Here is a 22,669-nt window from a genome sequence, read left to right on the forward strand (position 1 = left end):
GATGCTGAAAAATGGAATAAAAAGAGTCTGAGAGATGGAAGTTTTTGTTCGTGCCTTAATCCCGGCTGATATCCCGGCTTATCGAGAGATTCGTCTGGAAAGCCTGCGTCTGCATCCGGACTGCTTTGGCGCCGATTATGAAGCGCAGCGGCGCATGTCACAAATGTTTTTTGAACGTAATATTGAGGTGCAAAGCCCGCAGCACACCATGTTGGGCGCATATGACGGAGAAGTGCTGATAGGACTGTGCGGCCTTTCTGACATCGGAAACCAGACCGCTTTGATCACCCAGATGTATGTTCAGGGGGTGTATCAGGGGCTGGGTGTGGGTCAGGCGTTAATCGAAGCTGCGAAACAAACGGCAGCCGCAACCCATCAGGCTCGTGTGCTTCAGCTGGATGTCTATCCGCAAAATCTGGCGGCAAAGCACAGTTACGAAAAAGCCGGTTTTCAGGTGACTGATCAGACCGAAGATGAGCTGATCATGACGCTGGTGCTCTCATGATCCGGATTCATCATGTTGATCCTGAACTGATCCCGATGGCGCTGCTGCTGGAAGCTGATCCGTCTGAAGCCTGTATTCAGCGGTACCTGAGCGGTGCATTCTGTCTGGCTGCGGTTCAGAATGATGAGATCATTGGTGTTTGTGTGGCGCAATCTATCGCGGAAGCGACTTATGAACTTTTTAATCTGGCGGTCTATCCAGCATACCAGCAACAGGGAATTGGCACACAACTGCTGACGGCTTTGTTTCCGAGACTGCGAAAGCAGGGTGCGACAGCACTGGTACTGGGCACCGGCACGTTTGGTTATCAGTTAACCTTCTATCAGAAACTGGGATTCCGGGTCGACGCTGTGATGAAAGATTTCTTTCTTGATCATTACGATGAGCCCATCTTCGAGCAGGGGCTGCAGCACCGGGATATGCTCAGACTTCGTCTGGATTTGACCGAAAATCAGGGTTAAAAGCCTGACCGGACGGTCGGATGCACAAGTGATCTCCACTCATTCGTTATTACTTCAGACTGGCCCGGTAGGCGTGGACTTCATCGGGCGTTTTTTCATTTGCCCGGACTGTGGCGACGGCGGCATCGTCGAGCGGTGACATGTCTGCCGGGCGCAATGCATCGTTACCCCAGGCTTCACGGATGTAATTGATTACCGCAGCGACCTCCGCATCCGAAAGGTGTGCGAACGAAGGCATCTGAGCGTTGTAAGTTTTGCCTTCAACCGTGATTTTACCTTGCAGACCGTTGAGCACGACGAAGACCGGAAAGTGCGGGGCGAGCATCAGATCCGGGTTGCCAGCCAGCGGTGGAAACGTTCCGGGCTGCCCGGCACCATTGACCTGATGACAGCTGGAACATTGTTCGTTGAACAGCGTTTTACCGTCAGCCGGTGCTGCTGCAGAGGCTACGGCGGCAACGGACGATGCCGGTGGCGGATTGGGACCGAGGTATGCGCCGAGATAACGGAGAATTCTGGCGCGCCGGTCCGGGGGAATGCGCAGGCCGTATTGCTTCATGCTATCCAGCAGTTCGCTCCAGGCACTCTCTGGAATTCCGGCGGAGTCTTGCAGGTATTGCAGATCATGGCAGGTCCGGCAGGTACCATAAACGAGGTCCCGGTCGGGGCCGGGCGGCAGTTCGATTTCAGCCGATGCAGCACCTGCCAGCGAGGCAATCAACATTGCTCCGGCTGCATGCCAACATCTCCGGGAAGGGGTTCTGCGGTGATGCATTATCAGATTTCCATCGGCAGCATTGCGAGAGCACGGGGATCTTGCGGATGGTGCAGATCCCCGAACTATCGGTTCAGGAAAACTTCACAGCGCTCCGCTCGACACCGTTCCATTCGTAGCCGCGAGGGTTCCAGCGCGCCAGACCGTCAATGGGCTGGGTGCGGCCAAGCGCATCGGTGGCCCGTGACATCAGGGTTTGCTCACCGGCTCCGACCTGAAGTTTCACTGACCAGTAATGCCATGCCCAGGGACTTTCCGGCTTCTCAAGCGTCGCCGTATGCCATGACTTGCCGCCGTCAGCTGAAACTTCGACAGAAGTGATCGGCGCCATGCCGTCATTAAAGGCAACGCCGGTAATTTCGGTCATTCCGGACTTCGGACTGTCGCTGGGCAGCGGTGAGAAAATCACACTCTTGATCGCGTGGCCGTAGGTCGGCCGGCTGTTTTCGAGCGTATAGTCGTTGGCACCGAAAGTGTCCGGTTCGACCGGGGCCAGCGGCATCCGGTAGCCGACCGACTGGTAGGTGCTTGGCGATTGTTCGGCAGCGAACAGCAGTACCGTCAGCAGCTTGACGTTCATATTGCCGTAGAAGCCCGGAATGATCAGGCGCACCGGACCACCGTGAATGGCAGGGATCGGTTCACCGTTCATCTTCAGCGCCAGAATTGCATGGTCGAGCGCTTCGTCGTCAATGAGGTAGCTTTTGGCGAAATCAGTGCCGGCGCGGGTTGCGGGTTGGTCCCAGCCTTCTGCCGTCAGCCAGCGGGCGCTCAGAGACGGTTCCATCTCCAGGCTCTCAAGGAATGGTTTCAGCGGCACACCTTCCCAGACTACGTTGCCCATTCCGCCGTTCTGCCACTGACCGCCGCTGACTTTCTGCTTGGCTGCGTAGAATGAGCGGCCGTTCCCGGCACATTGCAGGACCGAAATGCGTTGCTCCTGTGGCATCGCCTGCAGTTCAGCGATGGTTACCGTGCGCGGGCGCTTGACCAGACCGTCGATGCGGATTGTCCAGTTCTCGACCAGCTTGGCCGGTGGCGCCTCAGTGGTTCCGTACCATGCGGCTTCACCTTCGTGCGGGAAGTGATAGCGGGAGAACAGAATTTCCTTTGGTGTGTGTTTGTATTTCCGCAGCAGCTCAAGCGGTGTTTCAGTTACACCGAGCTTGGCATTGTGGATGATCATCTCAGAGGATTTTCCGTGGATGATCTTGTCGGCTGTCTCTTTGACCTGAGCGATCGCGCGGCTGAGCATGCCCGGCGCAAAACCGAATACCAGCCCGAGCAAACCGGTGAGGGCGCTAAACCGGCGACGTGTGATGGAAATATGACTCAGATCTTTGGGCATGGGAACCTCCCAATTTTTGTATTGTTTTCGCAGGTGTGCGAAGCAGTTTTTAGTTGCGTGTCCGGCTAATGGAGTATAGACAACTTTATCTGAGCCGATGGCGTTGGTGAGCACCCCGTTGAACAGGCAGTGATGTCGCAGTGCTGGTGTTTTCGGATCTTGTGGCAGAGGGGGGCTGATGACAGAGGGCTCTGATGCCATCGCAGCTTGGTTTATTTCAGAGAGGAACACTGTTAATTTACTGGTTTTGAAACGAAACTGTCACACACGATGCTGGCGAGGGAGACATGATGAGCAGCAGTTTACCGGATGAAAATCAAAAGCGTTTTGTCGTTGTCCTGAATAAGAAACTGGAACTGGGCAGGACGTTAAATGTGCTGGGACACATCAGTGTGGGCCTGTCTGCACAATTAGAACAAGGCATGGCGCATTATGTGGATTACACGGATAAAGATGGTCAGGTTCACCCTTCTTTATCTCACTATCCTTTTATCGTGCTGAAGGCCGATAACAGCAATAAAATCCGGAATGTCAGAGAAGCGGCGCTGGCGAAGGGCGTCACGTTTACTGATTTCACCCATACGATGACTGACGGCGGCTCGCTGCATCAGCAAGCGGTCACCGCAGAAACTGCGGAGGCTGATTTAGAGTACATGGGCATCGGACTGTTTGGTGATGCAGAGATGCTGAAAGAGATGACCAGAAAGTTCAGTTTATATCGTTAATTCTTGTAAGAAGTCTATGCGCAGTTGCGCAGTTTCATGGAATGCGCCTGCCTTTCCTTTGCTTTTTCTTCCCTTGGATATTGGTGATAAATCTATAAAATAACCCCTTCATTCATTGGGAGGAAAATCACTTTTCTCCCGTCACTCACGAGACGCAGTTCCCGGTCTTTGATGCCGTGAACACCGGGCTGATGAAGGAAGACTGCATGATCCTGAATGCTGATAACTGTCGTGCTGCATGCGGTGCATGGATCCGCAGGTTCGGGATCGGCATCGTTTTCCTCTCTTCGCTAAAGGTGTTTGCTGCTGATGCAGAACGGGTCATTATCGTCGGCGGTGACCATCACTACCCGCCTTATGAATTCATCAATGCAGACGGTGAACCTGACGGTTACAACACGGAGCTGACGCTGGCAATTGCCGAGGTCATGGGGATTGATGTTGAGATCCGTCTGGGGGCCTGGGATGACATTCGCCATCAGTTCGATCAGGGGCACATCGATATTGTTCAGGGGATTGTGCAGTCGAAAGCCCGGCAGCAGTATTATGCGTTTTCTCCGCCCCATGCCATTGTGCATCAGTCTGTCTTTGCCCGAAAAGGCGAACCGGTGGTCTCCGGGCTGGACGAGCTGAACGGCAAGTCGGTGATCGTTCAGAGCAGCGGCGCGATGCATGATTACCTGCGTCACCAGCAGCCGGGGGCGGATTTAGTGCTGGTAGACTCGCACGCAGATGCCCTGCGGTTGCTGGCATCCGGTCAATACGACTATGCGCTGGTGGCGAATCTGCCGGGGCTGTACACCGGTAAAGCGCTGGAGCTGTCGAATCTCATTCCGGTCGGAAAGCCACTGGGTGCTCAGCATTACGGTTACGCGGTGCTGAAAGGCAATGAAGATCTGCTGGCGCAGTTCAGCGAAGGGCTGGCGATTCTCAAAAATACCGGCCGGCAGCAGGCCATTTATGACAAATGGCTGGGTCCGCTGGAAAATCAGGGCTTCAGCTGGAAGCAGCTCGGTATGGCTGCGGCAATGGTATCCGGGATTCTCTTGCTGGTGCTGGGCGGGATTATGATCTGGAACCGCGCCCTGAGCCGTGAAGTGGCAAAACGCACGGAAGCGCAGCAGCTGCAGCAACAGCAGCTGATTCAGGCGGACAAAATGACCTCGCTGGGGATTCTGGTGTCGGGGATGGCACATGAAATCAATAACCCCAGCAGTTTACTGTTGTTGAACCTGCCGATCCTCAAAGAATCCTATCAGGATGCAGAGGAGATCCTCGACGCTTATTATCAGCAGCATGGTGATTTTATGATGGGCGGTTTGTCTTACAGCAGGATGCGGGATGAAATCCCTCCGATGCTGGATGATATGCTGGCCGGGACGCAGCGCATTCGCCGGATCGTGGAAGACTTACGGGATTTTGCCCGTCAGGAGCCGACAGACTTGAGCGATGTCGTTGATTTGAATGTTGTCACTGCGGCAGCAATCCGGCTGGTTGACCGGACCATTCAGCAATCGACCCAGTATTTTTCCGTGAATTATGGCGAGTCACTGCCCGCATTTGAGGGCAATGGCCAGCGGATTGAGCAGGTGATTATCAATCTGATGATTAATGCCTGCCAGGCACTGTCATCGTCCGATCAGGCGATTCGGGTCCGGACGTATTTCCACAGCGCGGAACAGCAGCTCCGGCTGGAGATTTGCGATCAGGGGCAGGGCATCGCACCAGAACATCTGCCCCGGCTGAGCGATCCTTTCTTTACCACCAAACGCGAGCAGGGCGGCACCGGACTGGGATTGTCCATCTCGTTCAGCATCGTGAATGAACATGGTGGCAATTTAACTTACGACTCTAATTTGCAACAAGGGACCTGCGTGACGCTCTCGCTGCCCGCCTTGAAAGGGACAACTGCTTCATGAATACCAATCCATATCCGGCTTTCGGTGTCCTGCTGGTCGATGATGAACCGGCTTTTCTGCGCAGCCTGAGCATTGTGCTGGAGCGGCGGGGTGGCATTAATCATCTCTTTCAGTGCCAGGACAGCCGGGAGGCCATGGCAATCATCAAGCAGGAAAATATCGGCTTAGTGTTGCTGGATCTGACCATGCCACATGTGCCCGGTGAAACTTTGCTGGCCCAGATCAAAGCGGAATATCCGGAAGTCGCGGTCATCATTATCAGTGGCCTGAATCAGGCGGAAACTGCGGTGAACTGCATCCGGCTCGGCGCCCATGACTATTTCGTGAAAACCACGGAAGAGAACCGGCTGGTGGAAGGAGTCAAACGGGTCATTCTGATGCAGGAAATGCAGGCTGAAAATCATGCCCTGCGGCGGCGGTTTCTGACGGATACTCTGGAGCGGCCGGAGGTTTTTGCCCGGATTATCACCCGGGATAAAGCGATGCGGTCAGTCTTTCAGTATCTGGAATCGGTGGCGCCCAGCAGCCAGCCGGTGATGATCTGCGGTGAAAGCGGCGTCGGCAAAGAGCTGATTGCACGCGCACTGCATACGCTGAGTCAGCGAAACGGCCCGTTGATCAGTGTGAATGTGGCCGGGCTGGATGATCATGTGTTTGCCGACACCCTGTTCGGGCATCACCGGGGCGCGTTTACCGGGGCAGATGCAGCCCGGGCCGGGTTGATTGAGCAGGCGGCCGGAGGCACGCTGTTTCTGGATGAGATTGGCGATCTGAGTCAGGCATCTCAGGTCAAATTGCTGAGGCTGATCCAGGAAGGCGAGTATTACCCGCTTGGGAGTGACCGGCCCAAACGGCTGAAGGCCAGAATTGTGGTCGCGACGCATCAGGATCTGGTGCAAAAGCAGTTGAGCGGCGAGTTCCGTAAAGACTTGTACTATCGCTTGAAAACCCATCAGGTCGATATTCCTCCGCTGCGCAAACGGCGTCAGGATATTCCGTTGCTGCTATCGCATTTTATGCAGGAAGCGGCGGATGAACTGGGGAAAACCAAACCGACGATTCCCAAAGAACTGCCGGTTTTACTCGCAAATTATGCGTTTCCCGGCAATGTCCGGGAATTACGTGCGCTGGCCTATGATGCGATGAGCCAGCATCGTTCCCGGATGCTGTCGATGGATGTCTTCCGCCGGGTGCTGGACAAGCATGCGGTGTCTGCGGATTTGCCCTCGCAGCCTGCTGTGTCGTTATTTGATCCGGACTTCCCTTTGCCTTCTCTGCAGGAGATTGGCGACTTACTGACTCAGGAGGCGATGCGGCGGGCGGAAGGCAACCAGTCTCTGGCTGCGAAGCTTTTGGGGATTTCACAGCCCGCACTGAGTAAACGGCTGAAGAAAGCACAGTCGGAGCCGGAATAAACCCCTATAACCAGGGGAACAGTTATAACTTTATGAATAAATGGTAACTGTTTGTTTATTATGGGAAAGCTTGGTCTTTGTTGTTGGGTTATTCTTCTGGTTATACCCCTTTTGATGCCCAAAGCTCAGAAGATTTCATTTTTTATCAAATAAATCATACAGATAGATACACGTGCAGAGTGGCATCATGCTTGCAGTGTTTCATCCTCTTAAGGAATGGGATGGCCCGTTCTGGTCTTAGGGTCCACAAACCCTGAAAACAACAGCGAAACAGAAACAGGGAGATCCTGATTTCTGTCAATGGAAGAGGAAAAAACATGGAGCAAGCAAGCATGAAGTCGTCGCCAAAAGGCGTCTGGGGCAGACTCGCCTTATGGAAAAAGATACTGATCGGGATGATTCTGGGGGTGGTCGCCGGCAGTATTCTGGGCCCGGATGCTGAAATTCTGAAGCCAATCGGCACCTTATTTATTAATGCAATCAAAATGCTGATTGTCCCGCTGGTTTTCTGTTCGCTGGTCGTGGGTGTGACCTCAATGCAGGATACCCGCAAGATGGGCCGCATCGGTGCGAAAGCGATTGTGATTTACCTTTCCACCACTGCCGTTGCGATTAGTATCGGTCTGGGACTGGCAAGCCTGCTGGCACCGGGAGCCGGGTTGGAAATGACGGCGGCTGCGACAGCTGCGGAAGCCAAAGAAGCACCGACCCTGGTGCAGACTCTGCTCAGTTTAATTCCGAACAACCCTATCAGTGCACTGGCCGCGGGTAACATTCTGCAAATTATCGTTTTCGCTCTGGGTCTGGGTGTTGCACTGAATCTGTGTGGTGAAAAGAGTAAACCAGCCGTGCAGGTCTTCGAAAGCCTGGCCGAGGCGATGTACAAGCTGACTGAACTGGTGATGAAACTGGCTCCTTACGGCATCTTTGGTCTGATGGCCTGGGTTGCGGGTAAGTACGGTCTGGAGATTCTGCTGCCGCTGTTCAAAGTGATTGGCGTGGCTTATCTGGGCAGTCTGCTGCACGTTCTGCTGTTCTATCCTGCCGTGATCAAAGTGGTTGGTCGTCTGAATCCGGTGCCGTATATCAAAGGGATTCTGACCCCGGCAGCGGTGGCATTTACCACCACCAGCAGTTCAGGCACGCTGCCGGCGAGCATTAAATGTGCCCGCGAAGAGCTGGGTGTGTCGAAAGGCGTTTCCAGCTTTGTGCTGCCGTTGGGGGCGACCATCAACATGGATGGTACGGCGCTGTATCAGGGCGTTGCGGCGATTTTCGTTGCACAGGCCTTTGGTGTGGATCTGGAATTTGCGGATTACCTGACCATTGTGATGACGGCAACGCTGGCTTCGATCGGCACAGCTGGTGTTCCGGGTGCCGGCCTGATTATGCTGTCTCTGGTTCTGACCACAGTTGGTCTGCCAATGGAAGGTCTGGCTATCATTGCCGGGATTGACCGGATTCTGGATATGGCCCGTACTACAGTGAACGTTTGTGGTGACCTGATGGTGGCTGTCCTGGTCGGCCGCAGTGAAGGTGAGCTGGACAGCAACATCTATCACAGCACTGATAAAACGAATCTGATGGCGGGCGAAGAAGCCGCATAAATCTACTCAGATCTGAATGTGAACAGAAGGCCAGCCATTTGTGCTGGCCTTCTTGTTTTTATCTCTGGTCTCGCGGTTTTGAGAAAAGTGAGATAAATCTCCTTTTGGAACAAATGATTTAATTTACGATGTAAAAAATATACTTTCCTGCGGTGTCTTTTTTGCATGATTGTCCGGACGCCTGTCTGAGGCGGATATATTCATGCTGTTGAAACAGCAGGTTGTGACTAAATATCCAAAAGAAGAATATATGCTGTCATTCCGATATTCTTAACAACAAATGTCGGGTGAATGCAATCTCTTCAGCTATGCATTAATTGCATTGTGGCTTACTTTTCAGCATTTCCTTTCGAACAGGAAAAAGAACATTGTACTGACACCCAAGCACCTGAGGTGGCTTTGGTAAATCTTATTTCTGTCATGAGTCAAAGGTGACCACTATGCTAGACAATGCCCAAAAGGTACGTATTGAAGAAGACCTGCTCGGCAAACGTGAAGTTCCTGCTTCTGCTTACTATGGCATCCATACCCTGCGTGCCTACGAGAACTTTAACATTTCAACGATGCGCATTTCAGATATCCCTGAATTTGTTCGTGGCATGGTGTTCACCAAAAAAGCAGCGGCAAAAGCCAACATGGAACTTGGCGCGATTCCAGCGGATGTCGGTCACTACATTATTGAAGCCTGTGATCTGATTCTGGAAACCGGAAAGTGCATGGATCAGTTTATTTCTGATGTGTATCAGGGCGGTGCCGGTACTTCGGTCAACATGAATGCGAACGAAGTGATTGCCAACGTTGCACTGGAACTGAAAGGCCATGACAAAGGTGAATATCACATCATCAACCCGAATGATCATGTGAACAAGAGTCAGTCGACTAATTGTGCTTATCCAACCGGCTTCCGGGTTGCGGTTTACAACAGCATCATCAAGCTGATGGGCTCAATTGAACAGCTGCAGGCTGCATTTGATGCCAAGAGTGAAGAATTTAAAGACGTTCTGAAAATGGGCCGTACCCAGCTTCAGGACGCGGTTCCGATGACAGTCGGTCAGGAATTCCATGCGTTCAGTATTCTGCTGAAAGAAGAAATTAAGAACCTGCACTACGCGGCGACCCTGCTGCTGGAAGTGAATCTGGGTGCGACGGCTATCGGTACCGGTCTGAATGCTCCGGCGGGTTACCAGGCTCTGGCCGTGAAATATCTTGCGGATGTGACGGGCCTGAACTGCGTGCCGTCTGAAGACCTGATTGAAGCAACTTCTGACTGTGGTGCTTACGTGACGGTTCACGCGGCCCTGAAACGTCTGGCCGTAAAAATGTCGAAAGTCTGTAACGACCTGCGTCTGCTGTCTTCGGGTCCACGTGCCGGTCTGAATGAAATTAACCTGCCGGAAATGCAGGCGGGTTCTTCAATCATGCCTGCCAAGGTGAATCCGGTCATTCCGGAAGTCGTGAATCAGGTCTGCTTCAAAGTGATAGGTAACGATACAACCGTCACGATGGCCGCTGAATCCGGCCAGCTGCAGCTGAACGTGATGGAACCTGTGATTGGTCAGGCGCTGTTTGAATCTATCAGCCTGCTGAGCAATGCCTGTATTAACCTGGCGGAGAAATGTGTTTCCGGAATTACGGTGAACCGTCAGGTCTGCGAAGACTTCGTCTTTAACTCAATCGGTATCGTAACTTACCTGAACCCTTATATTGGTCACCATGAAGGGGATATCGTCGGTAAGATTTGTGCCGAGACGGGTCGCAGCGTGAAGGAAGTTGCAATGGAGCGGGGTCTGCTGAGCGAAGAGGAACTGAACGATATCTTCTCCGCACAAAACCTGATGCGCCCGTCTTATAAAGCAAAAATGTATAACTAAGTTCAAGAATAATAACGAAAGGTCTGTACCTCGGTATCCCCGTGTCCTGAATGTGCCGGGGAAGAGGATTCACCTTCACCCTACACCCTCCCTGTTTCAGGGAGGGTTTTTTTATGCCTTCAGTATCTGGTTTTAATCTCTGCCCAGCAGTCCGTCAATCGGGCTCATTTTACTCATTGCACTCCAGATGGCTTCACAGGTTGCATGCAAGCGGGAGTGGTAACGGTAGACATATAAATCGAGCGGCACCGGTTCCCGTGCCGACAGAATTTGCAGACGCCCTGCAGCCAGCTCGTCTTTGATCGCATAGTCCGGCAGCCAGCTGATCCCTTTCCCCTGCATTACCAGCGCTTTGATAAAGTCGGTCATGGAAGACGTACACACTGTATTTTGCGTCAGGACCCGGTTCGAGCGTTGTAAGGCGCGTCCCATGTAACTTTCCGGGGTGTAATCCAGACAGGGAACGGCATCATTTTCAGCCGGATCAAACAGGGCTTTGCCATGTTCATCGACGGCAGAAACGCAGTACAGATAACTGCGGCCGAGGTGAATCGACCGGTAAGGCGCCACTTGGAGCCGGTCTTCATAAAACGAAAACAGGAAGTCACATTTTCCGTCAATCAGCAGTTTCACCGCTTCATCGACTTCATTGGCCACCACAGAAAGCTGGGTATTCAGCACCGGATTAAACAGGCAGGTATGTAATTTCGGTAACACACTGATGGCCATCGAATGGGATGAGCTGATCCGTACGGTATGGCGGCCCAGAAATGAGCTGCCGGACAGCCGGTTCACCTCATCATCCAGTTGCTGAAGGATCGACTGAGCCGTCGTTTTGAACTGTTTGCCATGCAGGGTGAGTTCAATCGGTGTTTTACCGCGATCAATCAGATTCAGACCCAGCTCAGCTTCCAGTGATTTGATCCGGCGGCTGAAAGCAGGCTGAGTGACGTTTCGTATGGCAGCTGCATGTGAAAAATTCCTGAGTTCCGCAAGGGTCAGGAAATCTTGCAACCATTTGGTTTCGATATTTTTCATTTAATCAAAGGCTGTTTTATCGAAGAGTAAAGGTCAGCAGACCTGGCTCAGAGCGAGCGATTTCCGGATAAGATTACCAAATCCAGCCCTTTTAATCCCATGCCACTTTGTAAAATAAATGCTTTGAATCAGCCAGCCACACCATTTTTGTTTGCCTGGAATGGGAAGGCAGATTCACTCGTCGGTCTGAAGCTGGATGCTTTTGGTCTCTGTCCTGTTGATTTCAGATTGTTGCGCAGCTTATTGCGTAATCGCACAGAATCAAATTTCACATGATTTTTTGAGATGAAACAAAATGCATAAAAACGTAAGATGCATGACATGCTAAGCGTTTGACTCACATGTTTGTGGGTTGGTCGGACAAAGACTGACTAAAACAGATAAAAACTAAAAGAGCCCCGGGGCTGCAGGTTCTGCTCCGCTGGGTTTTCGTTTCAATTTTTCGGGGAGAGGGGCATGCCTGTGGAAATTAAGCCAGCTCACAAAGCGAGTTGTCATTGTGGTGCTGTCGTACTTGAACTGAAGATGCCGAATGGTCTGGAAGATCCGCGTCGTTGTTCCTGCTCAATGTGCCGAAAAAGAGGCGCGATTGCCGCTTCCGTACTGCTGGAAAATCTGACAATTGTCAAAGGGGAAGAGAACCTCTCGCTCTATCAGTTCAATACGATGACGGCGAAACATTACTTTTGTAAAACCTGCGGAATTTATACCCATCATCAGCGTCGCTCCAATCCCCACCAGTTCGCGATCAATGTGGCTTGCCTGGAAGGCGTGAATCCATATGAACTGGAGCCGGTCAAAATTTACGACGGGATTCACCACCCATCGGACCAAGAGTATGGGAACTGACGTGGTCCTATCAGCAGCACAACTTCATGATTTTGAACGTCAGTTTCTGGCTTTCATTCAACGCGAAATGAAGCAGGATCTTGCCCATGACATGAATCATGTCAGCAGAGTTGTGCGTACCGCAAAAAGCCTGTGCCGGAAAGAACAGGCAATCGCAGAAGTTGTTGTGCCTGCTGCTTATCTGCATGACTGTTTTTCCTACGGGAAAGAACACCCGGAACGCCGAGAAAGTTCCAGTATTGCAGCGGGGGAAGCGGTTTATTTTCTGGAAGAAATCAGCTATCCGGTTCAGTACCTGAACGCCATTCACCACGCCATTGTTGCACACAGTTTCAGCGCCAATGTTCAGGCGCAAACACTGGAAGCTCAGATTGTGCAGGATGCCGATCGTTTGGATGCGCTCGGTGCAATTGGGATTGCACGCTGTGTTCAGGTCAGTTCCAGCTTAGGTCGTGCACTGTATGAGGCGGCAGACCCGTTTTGCGGTGCGCGGGAACCTGATGATGACATTTATACCATCGACCATTTCTACCGCAAGCTTTACAGGTTGTCTGAGCAGATGAATACACCTTCAGGCCGGGAAGAAGCCACACGGCGAACACAATATATGCGGGATTTTTTGCAGCAGCTACAGGGCGAAATTGATGGCGAATTCGTTGTGCCGTCTGGCGAACACAAGTGAGGACAGTTGATGGAATTAAGGTTTAGGGAAGCCAGATCTGAAGATTTAGAACATCTGATCGGGATGCTGGCGGATGACATACTGGGCAGCCAGCGCGAAGACACTTCAGTACCACTGAACCCGGCGTATCTCTCTGCGTTTCAGGCGATTGAGTCGGATGCGAATAACAGTCTGGTTCTTGCCGAAAATGAAGGGCAGGTGATGGGCATGTTACAGCTGACCTATATTCCTTCACTGACCTTGACGGGCAGCTGGCGTTGTCTGGTTGAGGGTGTGCGCATCCACTCGGCTTATCGCGGATTGGGATGTGGCGAAAAACTGTTTGAATACGCGATTGAAAGCGCGAAGCGCAAAGGATGCGCCATGATACAGCTCACCAGCGATAAATTACGGCCGGATGCAATCCGGTTTTATGAAAAACTGGGGTTTACGGCCAGTCATCAGGGAATGAAGATGAAACTGTAAATTCCCCGTCCGGATGAATCAGGAAAATACCTGAACGGAGCCAAAGGGAGACACATGAATAACATATTGCTCAATGAAGTCAGAAGCGCAGAAGAAAAATTAAAGCAAGCCATGCTTACCTCAGACACCGATGTCTTGACTGACTTACTCGCGGAAGATCTGATTTTTACCAATCATTTGGGACAGCGTTTAACCCGGGATGATGATCTGTCCGTGCATGCATCGGGCCAGCTGAATATTCAGTCAATTGAAGTGTCTGACGAGATGTTTTATCAGGTCGGTACTTTTACGATTGTGAATGTCAGAACCGATATTACCGGCACCTATGATGGTGAAGCGGCGAATGGACGCTTCAGGTTCACTCGGATCTGGCTGAAGAAAAACGGCAAGTTACAGGTCAAAGCAGCCCATTCCAGTCTGATTGTTTAACGGGAGTTCAAATGCGTCAGTTCTTGAGTTTCACCTTGTTGGGCATGCTCACTTTGTCTTCTGCCTTTTCCGGCCCGGCTGCCGGTGAAACGTTGCAGAGAGCTGACGGTTCGCCCATTACTTATTATCTGAAACAGACTGAGGGGGACAAGCTGCTGGTGCTTGTTCAGGGCTCAGACTGCAACAGCGTGTATCACAACGACAGGATCAATCGTCAGTTCAGTCAGGTCATTGATGATGCAGATATTCTTACGGTAGAAAAGTACGGCATTGATCAGCGGCTGGTCTGGCGCACGGACGCTGAGCGGGATGATTGTCCCGAACTTTATCTGAAACATGATTCCCCGCAGCAACGCGCAAGTGATTATCGTCAGGTGATCAAGCAGTTGACCCAAAGCAAGCCATACCGGCAAGTGATTGTGCTTGGCGGCAGTGAAGGCGCGCTGGTTGCTCATCTGCTGGGGACTGACAGTGAGCAGGTTGATGCGGTGGTGTCACTCAATGGCGGAGGGCGTTATTTCATTGATGATGTTCTCTATAACATGCGCTCTCAGATGCCGCCGGAAGCTTATCAGGAAGCGGAAGCCGGATTTCGGCAGTTTGCCCAGTCTGTGGTGCAGAATGAAGCTATGGATATCACCGTGAGCGGCCATGGTTTTCCGTGGTGGAAACAGATGCTGACCATCGATCAGCAATCTGTTCTGGCGAAAGTGACTGTGCCTTTGCTGCTGATTCAGGCCGGGCAGGATACCAATGTTGATCCTGCTTCTTTTACGGTCATGGTAAAGGCTTTGAAAGAGGTCCGTCCAAACCTTCAGCCGCGGATTTATGCCAGTCTGGATCACCGGTTGCAGGATCAGCATGGGCAGAGCCATACCGGGCAGGTGGTTCAGGACATCAGACTCTGGCTGGCGACCTTACGTCAATAAAACAATGTTGATGGTTTAGACATGGAAATCGTGAAGTATTCAGCCGAGCATAAAGATGATTGTGTTCTGGCATTCAAGAGTAACCTGGACCAGTTTTTTGCCGCATCGGAACTGGATGAATTTATGGCGTTTCTGGATACCCAGGCACTGAATTCACCTTATTTTGTGTTGATGAAGGAAGGGCAGGTGATTGGCTGCGGCGGTGTCAGTGTTTATCAGGACATCAGTTATTTATGCTGGGGGCTGGTGCACCGAGCTCACCATCATTGCGGTCTGGGCGCTTTACTGACCGAATACCGGTTAGACTGGATCCGGTCTGAAAACTTATCCGACAGCGTCAAAATTGAAACTTCACAGCATACACAGGGTTTTTATGCCCGATACGGATTCGTAGTGACAAACGTGGTTCACAATGGTTTCGGAGAAGGCGTGGATCAGGTCACGATGGTGCTGGATTTATCTTCGGTTCACGCTTGAGTCCGGCCACGGAGAACGATTGAACTGATATTTGAAATTCATTTCACGAAAAGGAGATTCATCATGACGCTTCCTGCACAATCCGGCATGCATACACTGCTAAAAGACGCTTATTTCTTTGATAGTCATTCGACCACAATCCCTTATCGTAACCAGTCTGCGCTTGATGTTTATTTTGTGCTCGTCAAAGAGACACCTTCCTGGGTGAATCGATTAATGGCGTTACGCAATTATATTGTTGGCTTCCTGGGATTGAAAAATCTGGGTCACATGGCAGATATCGATGCCGCTAAACCGAATGCAGAGTACCGGGCCGGAGACAAAGTAGGCATTTTTTCAATTTATTCGGTTTCCGACCAGGAGATTATTTTAGAAGACCGGGATAAGCACCTGGATGTCAGAGTCTCTTTTTTTGTTGAGCCTGCTGGTGAAACAGCAACTGTTCATGCCAGTACTGTCGTTCAGGTGAAAAACTGGCTTGGTAAACTGTACATGTTTTTTGTTGCGCCAGTCCATCAAGTGATTGTGCCGACGTCCCTTAAAAAACTGCAACGCGCAGAAAATCAGCTGTAAAGAGAACTTCATGAACGTACATTTATTAGAAACGCCTGAATTCGAGAAGTCCCCTGATTTACCGGCCGTCTTGGATGTGTTGCTGCAACTCCGGCCTCAATACGACCGGACATCGCTGCTGGGTCAAATTCAAACACAGCTGGCACAGGGCTATCAGATCGTTTACGTGAAATCCGGCGTTCAGGTACTGGGTGTGGCGGGCTTTGTTGTCACTGAAAAACTGGCCTGGGGCAAGGCGATTTATGTGGATGATTTGGTCACGGATCAGCATCACCGCAGTCAGGGGGGAGGCGACTGCCTTATTCAATGGCTGAAAGATTATGGTCAGATGCAGGGATGCGGACAATTGCATCTCGACTCTGGCGTTCAGCGATTTGCCGCGCACCGGTTTTATCTGCGTCAGGGCTTTAATATCGCCAGTCATCATTTCTCGATCACCGATCTCGAGGGTGAATGATAGTACAGGTCAGGGGAAAAAGCTCACTGCAAAAAAACGGAAGATGACTCTTCCGTTTTTTGCACAGCCGGATTGAATTACAGCAGTTCGAGCAGTTTTTCTGCTTTACTGACTTCAAATTCTTTCGGTGCTTCAATATTCAGCCGGGTCACCACACCATCGTCGAGCAGCATGGCGTAACGTTGTGAACGAATGCCACCAAATTTCTCGGTGTCCATTTCCAGGCCCAGCGCTTTGGTGAAACTGCCGTCACCGTCGGCCAGCATCATGATTTCAGATGCATTTTGTGCTTCGCCCCAGGCTTGCATCACAAAAGCATCGTTCACAGAAACACAGGCAATCAGATCAACGCCTTTGGCTTTCAACTGGTCGGCATGGACCACATAACCTGGCAGGTGAGACTCAGAACAAGTCGGTGTAAATGCGCCCGGTACGGCAAACAGAATGACTTTTTTGCCGGCGAACAGCTCGGTGATGTCATGATTGACCATGCCGTCTTTGGTCAGTTCACTGAGCGTGGCATTCGGGAGTTTCTGGCCTTGCTGGATCATGTTTGATTTCCTTTCTTCATCATCAATGAGATTCAATTCAGTCTAGTCTGATTTCACCGTAAGAAACACAGAAAAAAGATAGGGTTATCCATTTTTAACCTGATGAAACCCGCTTGATATGCACTGGCGCTCTATTATACTGATGCCTTCCCATATCCTTTTGCGGGACACTTCGACATTTCATGGAAAGAATATGTTAGCCACCCCAAGAACCCGATTAGAAATCTTACCGGCCGATGATGCAGGATTGTTGCTGGCTTATTACCGGGACAATCAGGTCCATTTAGCGCCCTGGGAACCGCTTCGGGACGAAAATTACCTGACCTTACCGAACTGGCAGACGCAGTTGTCGAATGCGCAAGCGGCCTTTGACGCGGGCAGCGAATACCGTTTTGTTGCGCTAAATCCAGCACGAACCGAAGTCGTGGGTGTTTGCAATTTTACCGGGGTGGCAAGAGGGCCGTTTCAGGCGTGCTATCTGGGTTATTCGATTGCGAAAAAGTATGAAGGGCAGGGATTCATGCAGGAAATTCTGGAAGCTGCCATGCGATATATGTTCAATGACGTGGGGCTGAACCGGATTATGGCTAATTACATGCCTGCCAATGAACGCAGTGCAAATGTTTTAGAAAAACTGGGATTTGAAAAAGAAGGTTACGCCAGACGATATCTGAAAATTGCCGGGCAATGGGAAGATCATGTCCTGACAGCCAGAGTCAGAGCATATCAGTAAATACTTGCTTTCATCTGAAAACAGACAGAATGAGTGGTTCTTTCAAGGAGGAGAACATGCAGGATTATGAAATCAGTACCGACCAATCCCGACTGGACTTTAGGGTTATACACGGTTTTCTGGCCAACAGCTATTGGGCAAAAAATATTCCGGAAACCGTGATGAAAAAAGCCATCGAACATTCCCTCTGTTTCGGGATTTATCAGGCCACTGGGGAACAGGTCGGTTTTGCCCGGATGATCACGGATAAAGCAACTTTTGCTTACTTAGCGGATGTGTTTATTAGTGATGCACACCGGGGCAAGGGGCTGAGCAAAAAGCTCATGGATGACATCGTTCGTCATCCGGATTTACAGGGGCTCAGACGGATGGTGCTAGCAACCCGCGACGCGCACGGTCTTTATGCGCAGTACGGATTCCGGCCAATTCAGCATCCGGAAAGTTTTATGGAAATCTGGCAGCCTGATGTGTATCAGGCGGTGCAGGCAGAGTAACGGACATGGCTTCAGATATAGCAGTACGCAGGCAAAGCATGTCTGGGCGTGATGATTTCAATGAGAGGAAATGATGTTGAAAAAGGTTATTTCGGTCTGTTTGCTGGCGCTGATGATGACTTCATGTGCTTCTCAACCGCCAGAGGTACTCACCAATGAAAATCTGATTCTGAAATTGCCTTTTCCCGGGGAGAATTGGCCGACACATCCCAGTGGCCGGAGTGGCCCGTCTGAAACTGTCTGGAGAAAAGGGAAAAATGAGCAAAAAGAATCCATCCGTGTCGCGATTTCCCTTAGCAGAGTGACTTACCCGCATGCCGTGAGATCTGTGACTGATAGCTATTTGAAACAACATTGCGAAAAATTCACAAGTGTGATTAATGATGACCAAAAAGAGAATGGATATTATTCATTAACCTGGTCAGTCACTTGCGAAAGAAAAAATTTTTATTCTTATAGCATCCATAAAGTGACGACAGGGAATGATTCGACGTATATGACTGAGAAAACGTGGTACGGCGAGCCAACTGAAGAAGATTTGAAAGTATGGCATGAGTTTATGGCTTCTGTGTTTGTTTGCGATACGAGAAAAACAGAACATCCATGTCCGGAAGGTTATGTAAGAGTAAATCAATAAGCATCGTGATATCTTGTGCTGATTTGTTTGCGCAGTCCGCGTATTTAGATAGCAAAGACCCGCAAGGTGGTATTCTACGGCTCAATCACAAAGTCAGGTGTGTCCGGAATCCACGATTCGAAGTCAGCGCCTTCGTTCTACAGAAAAATCAGGTGGCCTGGTTGCAGCCTGATTTTTTATCCTTTCCTCAACTGCACACCTCACATGCATCCTGGTATCTATTCGTAATATTGAATGGGATGCATATTTTTTATTGTTGTAATTCAAAAGGTCGCTTTATTTGTTCGTTGGAAAATCCCATTTTCCTTTGAATCATTCCTTCAATGCTTGAGAGGAATGCCAGCGTTTAATTTCAGGAGAAACAGCGGATGGATTGGTTTCGACGCAGTGTTGTAATGCTTTTAATTGTCTCCCTGACAGGATGCAGTGGCCCACTCAGAACAGCGCTTTGGAAAGAACCTTATTACGATGAAACTATCTCAGGGTTTTATCTGAATCCGAAAGAAGGTGTTCTGCTGATTTCAGGGGAAAAATACAGCTATATCATTCAATGCGAAAGCTTACTTTGTGATTATGCGCAAGCGAGCCGTCAGTTGGAAATGAAGACCTCATTTTGGGATTTAACGCTCAATCCGGAAGGTAGGGTTCAAGGTCGGGTCATTTTTGCACCTGATATCGATCTCTCCCGACCCATAGATCCTGTTTTGGAAAAAAAATACATGGATATGGGCCTGCTTTGGAAGAATAAGGGCAATTTACTGAAGGACAGTAAAGATTTTTTGTTTACAGCAAAACGATATGAAGTGGAAGGGCAATTGCCTTTTCAAGTGTTGGAAAATCCGCTGAATATAAAAATCAAGACATTTGACACCAATTTAGAAAAAGTCGGTAAGATGGTTGTGACTCCTGCTGCGATTGTTTTAGATGGCGTCTATTTCGTCTCACTGACTTCTTTGTTCCTTGTCTTAATTGCGACTGGAAGTAACTTTAGTGTGCTTTAAGACCTTATTTTTCTGGGTATCAATCGCGAAGTGCGTTTTACATTATTTCTACTCACCCAGCCATGCGTGAGCATGACAGGGTGAATTTAAGTTCGAGTGAATGTATCACTTTAAGTCAGTTGACTGAGGAAAATCACCATGACATTAAAAAAGATTCCCAATGATCATCGCGATGCCGTGGAAGTCTGTCTTACTTATGTGGCTGAAAATGTCACCTCGTTTGATGATATCCTCACGTATCGACAGCAACTTCAGGAAACATATAAAGATCACACCATCTTGATTACCCTGGATGACTACCATCAAGCGCGCTACACATCTTTGCATCGGACAATTTTATCTGATTTAGATGATTATGAAGCGCTGGCGGAGCCGTTTGGTGTCCAGTCCGATGAAGATTATGAAAATCTGTCCATTGATTTGAAATTTAAAATTCGGGAATTTAACTTCAAGAAAGCGTTTGTTCCAGAACACGTTGAATTTGAATCGTACAGGTTGGAATATGAACAATATGATTTATTCAAGCAAGCGAATCTCAATCCAATTGAGGTTTTAGATAAAGATATTTACTTTATTGTTGTGCCGGTTGATCACAGTCCTTTGGCTTTAACAGCTTTGCCAAACGGGTATTTTGGCTGTGATATGGAGCCGAATGACATTTATGAAATGTCTGAGTATTTGCGTAAGACCTATGGCTTCGAGTTTTACGGGATTGGCGCATCGTGGCTCTGTTATCAAAAAACTAAGCTGTTGAGTCACACCGAAGTAAATCATTTCATTGATCATTTCTTCACCATCACAAGCATGGAAGACGATGCAATTGAATACACGGAAGATCCCGATATCAGACAAGAGCTGCAAGATATCATTGAGAGCCGTGATTACTTGTTTCTGATTTACACAGAATAAAGGCTGGGATTGATTCCACAGTCATGACTTCAACATCAAGGGAGGCAATCGCCTCCCTTGTTTTTTACATCCCTTTTTTACTGCTGCCAGGATTTCAGCAGTTCTGCATACTGAATGGTGACGCCTTTGGGCTTCTCATTTGCCAGTTTAGCTTTGGGTGCGCCGGGTTGTGAGAGCCAGTATTCCGCATCTCTCGGCTTGTTGAGTTTCGGACCGCACTCACCCTGGACATTGGCCCGCTCCAGCCGTTGCAGGACGCGATCCTGCGCTTTTGCCAGACCGTCCAGCGCCTGCTGTGGCGTTTTCTCTCCGTTGGCGGCTTCTGCAATATACTGCCACCAGAGTTGCGCCAGTTTCGGATAATCCGGGACGTTGGTGCCGGTGGGGGTCCACTGAACCCGGGCCGGGCTGCGGTAGAATTCGACCAGCCCCCCCAGCTTCGGTGCTGCCTGCGTCATGATGTCGGTGTTGATATCCGATTCACGAATCGGCGTCAGGCCGACCAGGGTTTTCTTCAGCGACACAGTTTTCGACACCGTGAACTGCGCATACAGCCAGGCGGCTTTTCGGCGCATGGGATCGGTGGATTTCATCAGTGTCCAGGAACCGGCATCCTGATAGCCCAGTTTCATGCCTTCTTCCCAGTACGGGCCTTTGGGAGACGGTGCCATCCGCCATTTTGGCGTACCGTCCGGGTTTACCACGGGCAGCCCCGGTTTGGTCATATCGGCAGTGAAAGCGGTATACCAGAAAATTTGCTGAGCGATATTCCCCTGCGCCGGGACCGGACCTGCTTCAGAGAAGGTCATGCCCTGTGCCTCCGGTGGCGCGTACTTACGCAGCCAGTCGACGTATTTGGTGGTCGCGTAAACGGCTGCCGGACCGTTGGTGGCTCCGCCCCGTTCAACGCTGGAACCGACCGGACGACAGCCATCGACGCGAATGCCCCATTCATCGACAGGTTTGCCGTTTGGCAGTCCTTTATCACCGGCACCAGCCATTGAGAACCAGGCATCGGTAAATCGCCAGCCTAATGACGGATCTTTCTTACCGTAATCCATATGGCCGTATACGCGCTGGCCGTCGATTGTTTTCACATGATCCGTAAAGAATTCCGCGATGTCTTCGTAGGCGGACCAGTTGACCGGTACACCCAGCTCATAACCGTAAAGGTCTTGAAACTGTTTCTGCAAATCTTTGCGTTCAAACCAGTCGGCCCGGAACCAGTACAGGTTTGCAAATTGCTGGTCGGGCAGCTGGTAAACTTTGCCGTCCGGGCCTGTGGTGAAACTCAGGCCGATGAAGTCTTTCAGATCCAGGGTCGGCAGGGTGACGTCTTTCCCTTCACCGGTGATGTAATCGCTGATGGGGATGACCTTACCGTAGCGGAAGTGGGTCCCGATCAGATCGGAATCGTTGATGTAGGCATCATAAATACTGCGGTTGGACTGCATCTCGGTTTGCAGTTTTTCCACCACATCCCCTTCCTGGATCAGGTCATGGGTGACTTTGATGCCGGTGATTTCCTCGAAGGCTTTGGTCAGCACTTTCGACTCATATTCGTGGGTGGTGATGGTTTCCGAGACGACTTTGATTGCCATGCCCCGAAATGGTTTGGCCGCTTCGGTAAACCAGGCCAGCTCTTTCATTTGCTCGTCCTGACTGAGCGACGATTGCGCAAATTCATCGTTGACCCATTTCTTTGCTGCATCGCTGTACTGGTCTGCCCAGGCTGCCGGGGACAGCAGCAGGGTCACGATCAGTCCAAGCGTGGTGGGTTTCGGTACAGGGTGTTTCCGGTTCATGATTGAACTCCTTT

Annotated in this window: 25 protein-coding genes; 20 read left to right on the forward strand and 5 right to left on the reverse strand. The window is 50.5% G+C overall.

The features are described from left to right. The first annotated feature begins 34 nt into the window (after positions 1–34). Both SPK40_RS14305 and SPK40_RS14310 read left to right on the forward strand, forming a co-directional pair. Entirely contained in the window at positions 35–505 is a 471-nt protein-coding gene (locus SPK40_RS14305; RefSeq protein WP_330960891.1) for a GNAT family N-acetyltransferase, read from the forward strand. After that, a complete protein-coding gene (locus SPK40_RS14310) occupies positions 502–966 on the forward strand; it encodes a GNAT family N-acetyltransferase (RefSeq protein ID WP_330960892.1) in 465 nt (154 codons plus the stop codon). Before SPK40_RS14305 ends, SPK40_RS14310 begins: the two co-directional genes overlap by 4 nt. A 49-nt stretch (positions 967–1,015) precedes the next feature. On the opposite strand, the gene SPK40_RS14315 is transcribed toward SPK40_RS14310, so the two are convergent. Together SPK40_RS14315 and SPK40_RS14320 are read right to left on the reverse strand one after the other, a co-directional pair. Beyond that, positions 1,016–1,690 carry a c-type cytochrome gene (locus tag SPK40_RS14315; protein ID WP_330960893.1) on the reverse strand — a complete coding sequence of 225 codons (675 nt, stop codon included), beginning with the start codon at positions 1,688–1,690 and terminating at the stop codon, positions 1,016–1,018. Between the two features lie 124 nt (positions 1,691–1,814). Then, positions 1,815–3,089 carry a sulfite oxidase gene (locus SPK40_RS14320; protein ID WP_330960894.1) on the reverse strand — a complete coding sequence of 425 codons (1,275 nt, stop codon included), beginning with the start codon at positions 3,087–3,089 and terminating at the stop codon, positions 1,815–1,817. Between the two features lie 287 nt (positions 3,090–3,376). Between SPK40_RS14320 and SPK40_RS14325 the strand changes: the two genes are divergently transcribed. From SPK40_RS14325 to aspA, 5 genes are all read left to right on the forward strand, one after another. Next, positions 3,377–3,814 (forward strand): DUF2000 domain-containing protein, encoded by a 438-nt coding sequence (locus SPK40_RS14325; RefSeq protein ID WP_248142973.1) that lies wholly within the window; start codon positions 3,377–3,379, stop codon positions 3,812–3,814. Positions 3,815–4,020: 206 nt separating this feature from the next. Then, positions 4,021–5,733 carry a transporter substrate-binding domain-containing protein gene (locus SPK40_RS14330; protein ID WP_330960895.1) on the forward strand — a complete coding sequence of 571 codons (1,713 nt, stop codon included), beginning with the start codon at positions 4,021–4,023 and terminating at the stop codon, positions 5,731–5,733. Beyond that, complete coding sequence (locus SPK40_RS14335; RefSeq protein ID WP_330960896.1) at positions 5,730–7,148, forward strand: sigma-54-dependent transcriptional regulator; 1,419 nt, start codon at positions 5,730–5,732, stop codon at positions 7,146–7,148. The genes SPK40_RS14330 and SPK40_RS14335 overlap by 4 nt, the downstream gene beginning before the upstream one ends. Positions 7,149–7,465: 317 nt before the next feature. Continuing rightward, complete coding sequence (locus tag SPK40_RS14340; protein ID WP_330960897.1) at positions 7,466–8,755, forward strand: dicarboxylate/amino acid:cation symporter; 1,290 nt, start codon at positions 7,466–7,468, stop codon at positions 8,753–8,755. 440 nt (positions 8,756–9,195) lie between these two features. Next, positions 9,196–10,626 carry an aspartate ammonia-lyase gene (aspA, locus tag SPK40_RS14345; protein WP_248142969.1) on the forward strand — a complete coding sequence of 477 codons (1,431 nt, stop codon included), beginning with the start codon at positions 9,196–9,198 and terminating at the stop codon, positions 10,624–10,626. A gap of 132 nt (positions 10,627–10,758) precedes the next feature. Here the strand turns inward: aspA and SPK40_RS14350 are convergent, their stop codons facing one another. Next, positions 10,759–11,664 (reverse strand): LysR substrate-binding domain-containing protein, encoded by a 906-nt coding sequence (locus tag SPK40_RS14350; protein WP_248142968.1) that lies wholly within the window; start codon positions 11,662–11,664, stop codon positions 10,759–10,761. A 462-nt stretch (positions 11,665–12,126) separates the two neighbouring features. On the opposite strand from SPK40_RS14350, the gene SPK40_RS14355 reads away from it, so the two are divergent. The 8 genes from SPK40_RS14355 to SPK40_RS14390 all read left to right on the forward strand — a co-directional run bounded on the left by SPK40_RS14355 (position 12,127) and on the right by SPK40_RS14390 (position 16,525). Beyond that, positions 12,127–12,513, forward strand: a complete 387-nt coding sequence (locus SPK40_RS14355; protein WP_330961054.1) for a GFA family protein — start codon at positions 12,127–12,129, stop codon at positions 12,511–12,513. Next, the gene (locus SPK40_RS14360) at positions 12,503–13,195 is read left to right on the forward strand and encodes an HD domain-containing protein (RefSeq protein WP_330960898.1); all 693 of its coding nucleotides are present in this window, start codon (positions 12,503–12,505) and stop codon (positions 13,193–13,195) included. Before SPK40_RS14355 ends, SPK40_RS14360 begins: the two co-directional genes overlap by 11 nt. A 9-nt stretch (positions 13,196–13,204) precedes the next feature. Then, positions 13,205–13,660, forward strand: coding sequence for a GNAT family N-acetyltransferase (locus SPK40_RS14365; RefSeq protein WP_248142966.1), 456 nt, complete (start codon positions 13,205–13,207; stop codon positions 13,658–13,660). Between the two features lie 54 nt (positions 13,661–13,714). Beyond that, a complete protein-coding gene (locus SPK40_RS14370) occupies positions 13,715–14,089 on the forward strand; it encodes a nuclear transport factor 2 family protein (RefSeq protein WP_248142965.1) in 375 nt (124 codons plus the stop codon). 11 nt (positions 14,090–14,100) lie between these two features. Continuing rightward, the gene (locus SPK40_RS14375; protein WP_330960899.1) at positions 14,101–15,018 is read left to right on the forward strand and encodes an alpha/beta hydrolase family protein; all 918 of its coding nucleotides are present in this window, start codon (positions 14,101–14,103) and stop codon (positions 15,016–15,018) included. A 21-nt stretch (positions 15,019–15,039) separates the two neighbouring features. Further along, entirely contained in the window at positions 15,040–15,495 is a 456-nt protein-coding gene (locus tag SPK40_RS14380) for a GNAT family N-acetyltransferase (RefSeq protein WP_330960900.1), read from the forward strand. 63 nt (positions 15,496–15,558) lie between these two features. After that, positions 15,559–16,068: a DUF2867 domain-containing protein gene (locus SPK40_RS14385; RefSeq protein ID WP_248142962.1), complete on the forward strand. Its 510-nt coding sequence runs from the start codon at positions 15,559–15,561 to the stop codon at positions 16,066–16,068. A 10-nt stretch (positions 16,069–16,078) separates the two neighbouring features. Continuing rightward, entirely contained in the window at positions 16,079–16,525 is a 447-nt protein-coding gene (locus SPK40_RS14390) for a GNAT family N-acetyltransferase (protein ID WP_330960901.1), read from the forward strand. Between the two features lie 77 nt (positions 16,526–16,602). Here the strand turns inward: SPK40_RS14390 and SPK40_RS14395 are convergent, their stop codons facing one another. Beyond that, the gene (locus tag SPK40_RS14395; protein WP_330960902.1) at positions 16,603–17,076 is read right to left on the reverse strand and encodes a peroxiredoxin; all 474 of its coding nucleotides are present in this window, start codon (positions 17,074–17,076) and stop codon (positions 16,603–16,605) included. A gap of 193 nt (positions 17,077–17,269) precedes the next feature. Between SPK40_RS14395 and rimJ the strand changes: the two genes are divergently transcribed. The 5 genes from rimJ (at position 17,270) to SPK40_RS14420 (ending at position 20,850) form a co-directional block, all read left to right on the forward strand. Then, on the forward strand, positions 17,270–17,809 hold the full coding sequence (gene rimJ, locus SPK40_RS14400) for a ribosomal protein S5-alanine N-acetyltransferase (RefSeq protein WP_330960903.1): 540 nt from the start codon (positions 17,270–17,272) through the stop codon (positions 17,807–17,809). Between the two features lie 56 nt (positions 17,810–17,865). After that, positions 17,866–18,303, forward strand: coding sequence for a GNAT family N-acetyltransferase (locus SPK40_RS14405; protein ID WP_330960904.1), 438 nt, complete (start codon positions 17,866–17,868; stop codon positions 18,301–18,303). Positions 18,304–18,373: 70 nt separating this feature from the next. Next, positions 18,374–18,940, forward strand: a complete 567-nt coding sequence (locus tag SPK40_RS14410; RefSeq protein ID WP_330960905.1) for a hypothetical protein — start codon at positions 18,374–18,376, stop codon at positions 18,938–18,940. Positions 18,941–19,308: 368 nt separating this feature from the next. Further along, positions 19,309–19,941 carry a hypothetical protein gene (locus SPK40_RS14415; protein WP_330960906.1) on the forward strand — a complete coding sequence of 211 codons (633 nt, stop codon included), beginning with the start codon at positions 19,309–19,311 and terminating at the stop codon, positions 19,939–19,941. Positions 19,942–20,079: 138 nt separating this feature from the next. Next, on the forward strand, positions 20,080–20,850 hold the full coding sequence (locus tag SPK40_RS14420; protein ID WP_330960907.1) for a hypothetical protein: 771 nt from the start codon (positions 20,080–20,082) through the stop codon (positions 20,848–20,850). A 77-nt stretch (positions 20,851–20,927) separates the two neighbouring features. Here SPK40_RS14420 and SPK40_RS14425 read toward each other — a convergent pair whose 3' ends face one another. Further along, complete coding sequence (locus SPK40_RS14425; protein ID WP_248142954.1) at positions 20,928–22,655, reverse strand: ABC transporter substrate-binding protein; 1,728 nt, start codon at positions 22,653–22,655, stop codon at positions 20,928–20,930. Positions 22,656–22,669: the final 14 nt, after the last annotated feature.

This window comes from Photobacterium sp. 53610 (assembly GCF_036409375.1).
Taxonomy (GTDB): domain Bacteria; phylum Pseudomonadota; class Gammaproteobacteria; order Enterobacterales; family Vibrionaceae; genus Photobacterium.

Coding starts and splice junctions, on each gene's coding strand:
- SPK40_RS14330 (WP_330960895.1), top strand. CDS start 4,021: ATGATCCTGAATGCTGATAACTGTCGTGCTGCATGCGGTGCATGGATC.
- aspA (WP_248142969.1), top strand. CDS start 9,196: ATGCTAGACAATGCCCAAAAGGTACGTATTGAAGAAGACCTGCTCGGC.
- SPK40_RS14410 (WP_330960905.1), top strand. CDS start 18,374: ATGATGTTGAAAAAGGTTATTTCGGTCTGTTTGCTGGCGCTGATGATG.
- SPK40_RS14325 (WP_248142973.1), top strand. CDS start 3,377: ATGATGAGCAGCAGTTTACCGGATGAAAATCAAAAGCGTTTTGTCGTT.
- SPK40_RS14375 (WP_330960899.1), top strand. CDS start 14,101: ATGCGTCAGTTCTTGAGTTTCACCTTGTTGGGCATGCTCACTTTGTCT.
- SPK40_RS14395 (WP_330960902.1), bottom strand. CDS start 17,076: ATGATCCAGCAAGGCCAGAAACTCCCGAATGCCACGCTCAGTGAACTG.
- SPK40_RS14420 (WP_330960907.1), top strand. CDS start 20,080: ATGACATTAAAAAAGATTCCCAATGATCATCGCGATGCCGTGGAAGTC.
- SPK40_RS14370 (WP_248142965.1), top strand. CDS start 13,715: ATGAATAACATATTGCTCAATGAAGTCAGAAGCGCAGAAGAAAAATTA.
- rimJ (WP_330960903.1), top strand. CDS start 17,270: ATGTTAGCCACCCCAAGAACCCGATTAGAAATCTTACCGGCCGATGAT.
- SPK40_RS14305 (WP_330960891.1), top strand. CDS start 35: ATGGAAGTTTTTGTTCGTGCCTTAATCCCGGCTGATATCCCGGCTTAT.
- SPK40_RS14380 (WP_330960900.1), top strand. CDS start 15,040: ATGGAAATCGTGAAGTATTCAGCCGAGCATAAAGATGATTGTGTTCTG.
- SPK40_RS14385 (WP_248142962.1), top strand. CDS start 15,559: ATGACGCTTCCTGCACAATCCGGCATGCATACACTGCTAAAAGACGCT.
- SPK40_RS14405 (WP_330960904.1), top strand. CDS start 17,866: ATGCAGGATTATGAAATCAGTACCGACCAATCCCGACTGGACTTTAGG.
- SPK40_RS14310 (WP_330960892.1), top strand. CDS start 502: ATGATCCGGATTCATCATGTTGATCCTGAACTGATCCCGATGGCGCTG.
- SPK40_RS14425 (WP_248142954.1), bottom strand. CDS start 22,655: ATGAACCGGAAACACCCTGTACCGAAACCCACCACGCTTGGACTGATC.
- SPK40_RS14360 (WP_330960898.1), top strand. CDS start 12,503: ATGGGAACTGACGTGGTCCTATCAGCAGCACAACTTCATGATTTTGAA.
- SPK40_RS14365 (WP_248142966.1), top strand. CDS start 13,205: ATGGAATTAAGGTTTAGGGAAGCCAGATCTGAAGATTTAGAACATCTG.
- SPK40_RS14350 (WP_248142968.1), bottom strand. CDS start 11,664: ATGAAAAATATCGAAACCAAATGGTTGCAAGATTTCCTGACCCTTGCG.
- SPK40_RS14335 (WP_330960896.1), top strand. CDS start 5,730: ATGAATACCAATCCATATCCGGCTTTCGGTGTCCTGCTGGTCGATGAT.
- SPK40_RS14320 (WP_330960894.1), bottom strand. CDS start 3,089: ATGCCCAAAGATCTGAGTCATATTTCCATCACACGTCGCCGGTTTAGC.
- SPK40_RS14340 (WP_330960897.1), top strand. CDS start 7,466: ATGGAGCAAGCAAGCATGAAGTCGTCGCCAAAAGGCGTCTGGGGCAGA.
- SPK40_RS14415 (WP_330960906.1), top strand. CDS start 19,309: ATGGATTGGTTTCGACGCAGTGTTGTAATGCTTTTAATTGTCTCCCTG.
- SPK40_RS14390 (WP_330960901.1), top strand. CDS start 16,079: ATGAACGTACATTTATTAGAAACGCCTGAATTCGAGAAGTCCCCTGAT.
- SPK40_RS14315 (WP_330960893.1), bottom strand. CDS start 1,690: ATGTTGATTGCCTCGCTGGCAGGTGCTGCATCGGCTGAAATCGAACTG.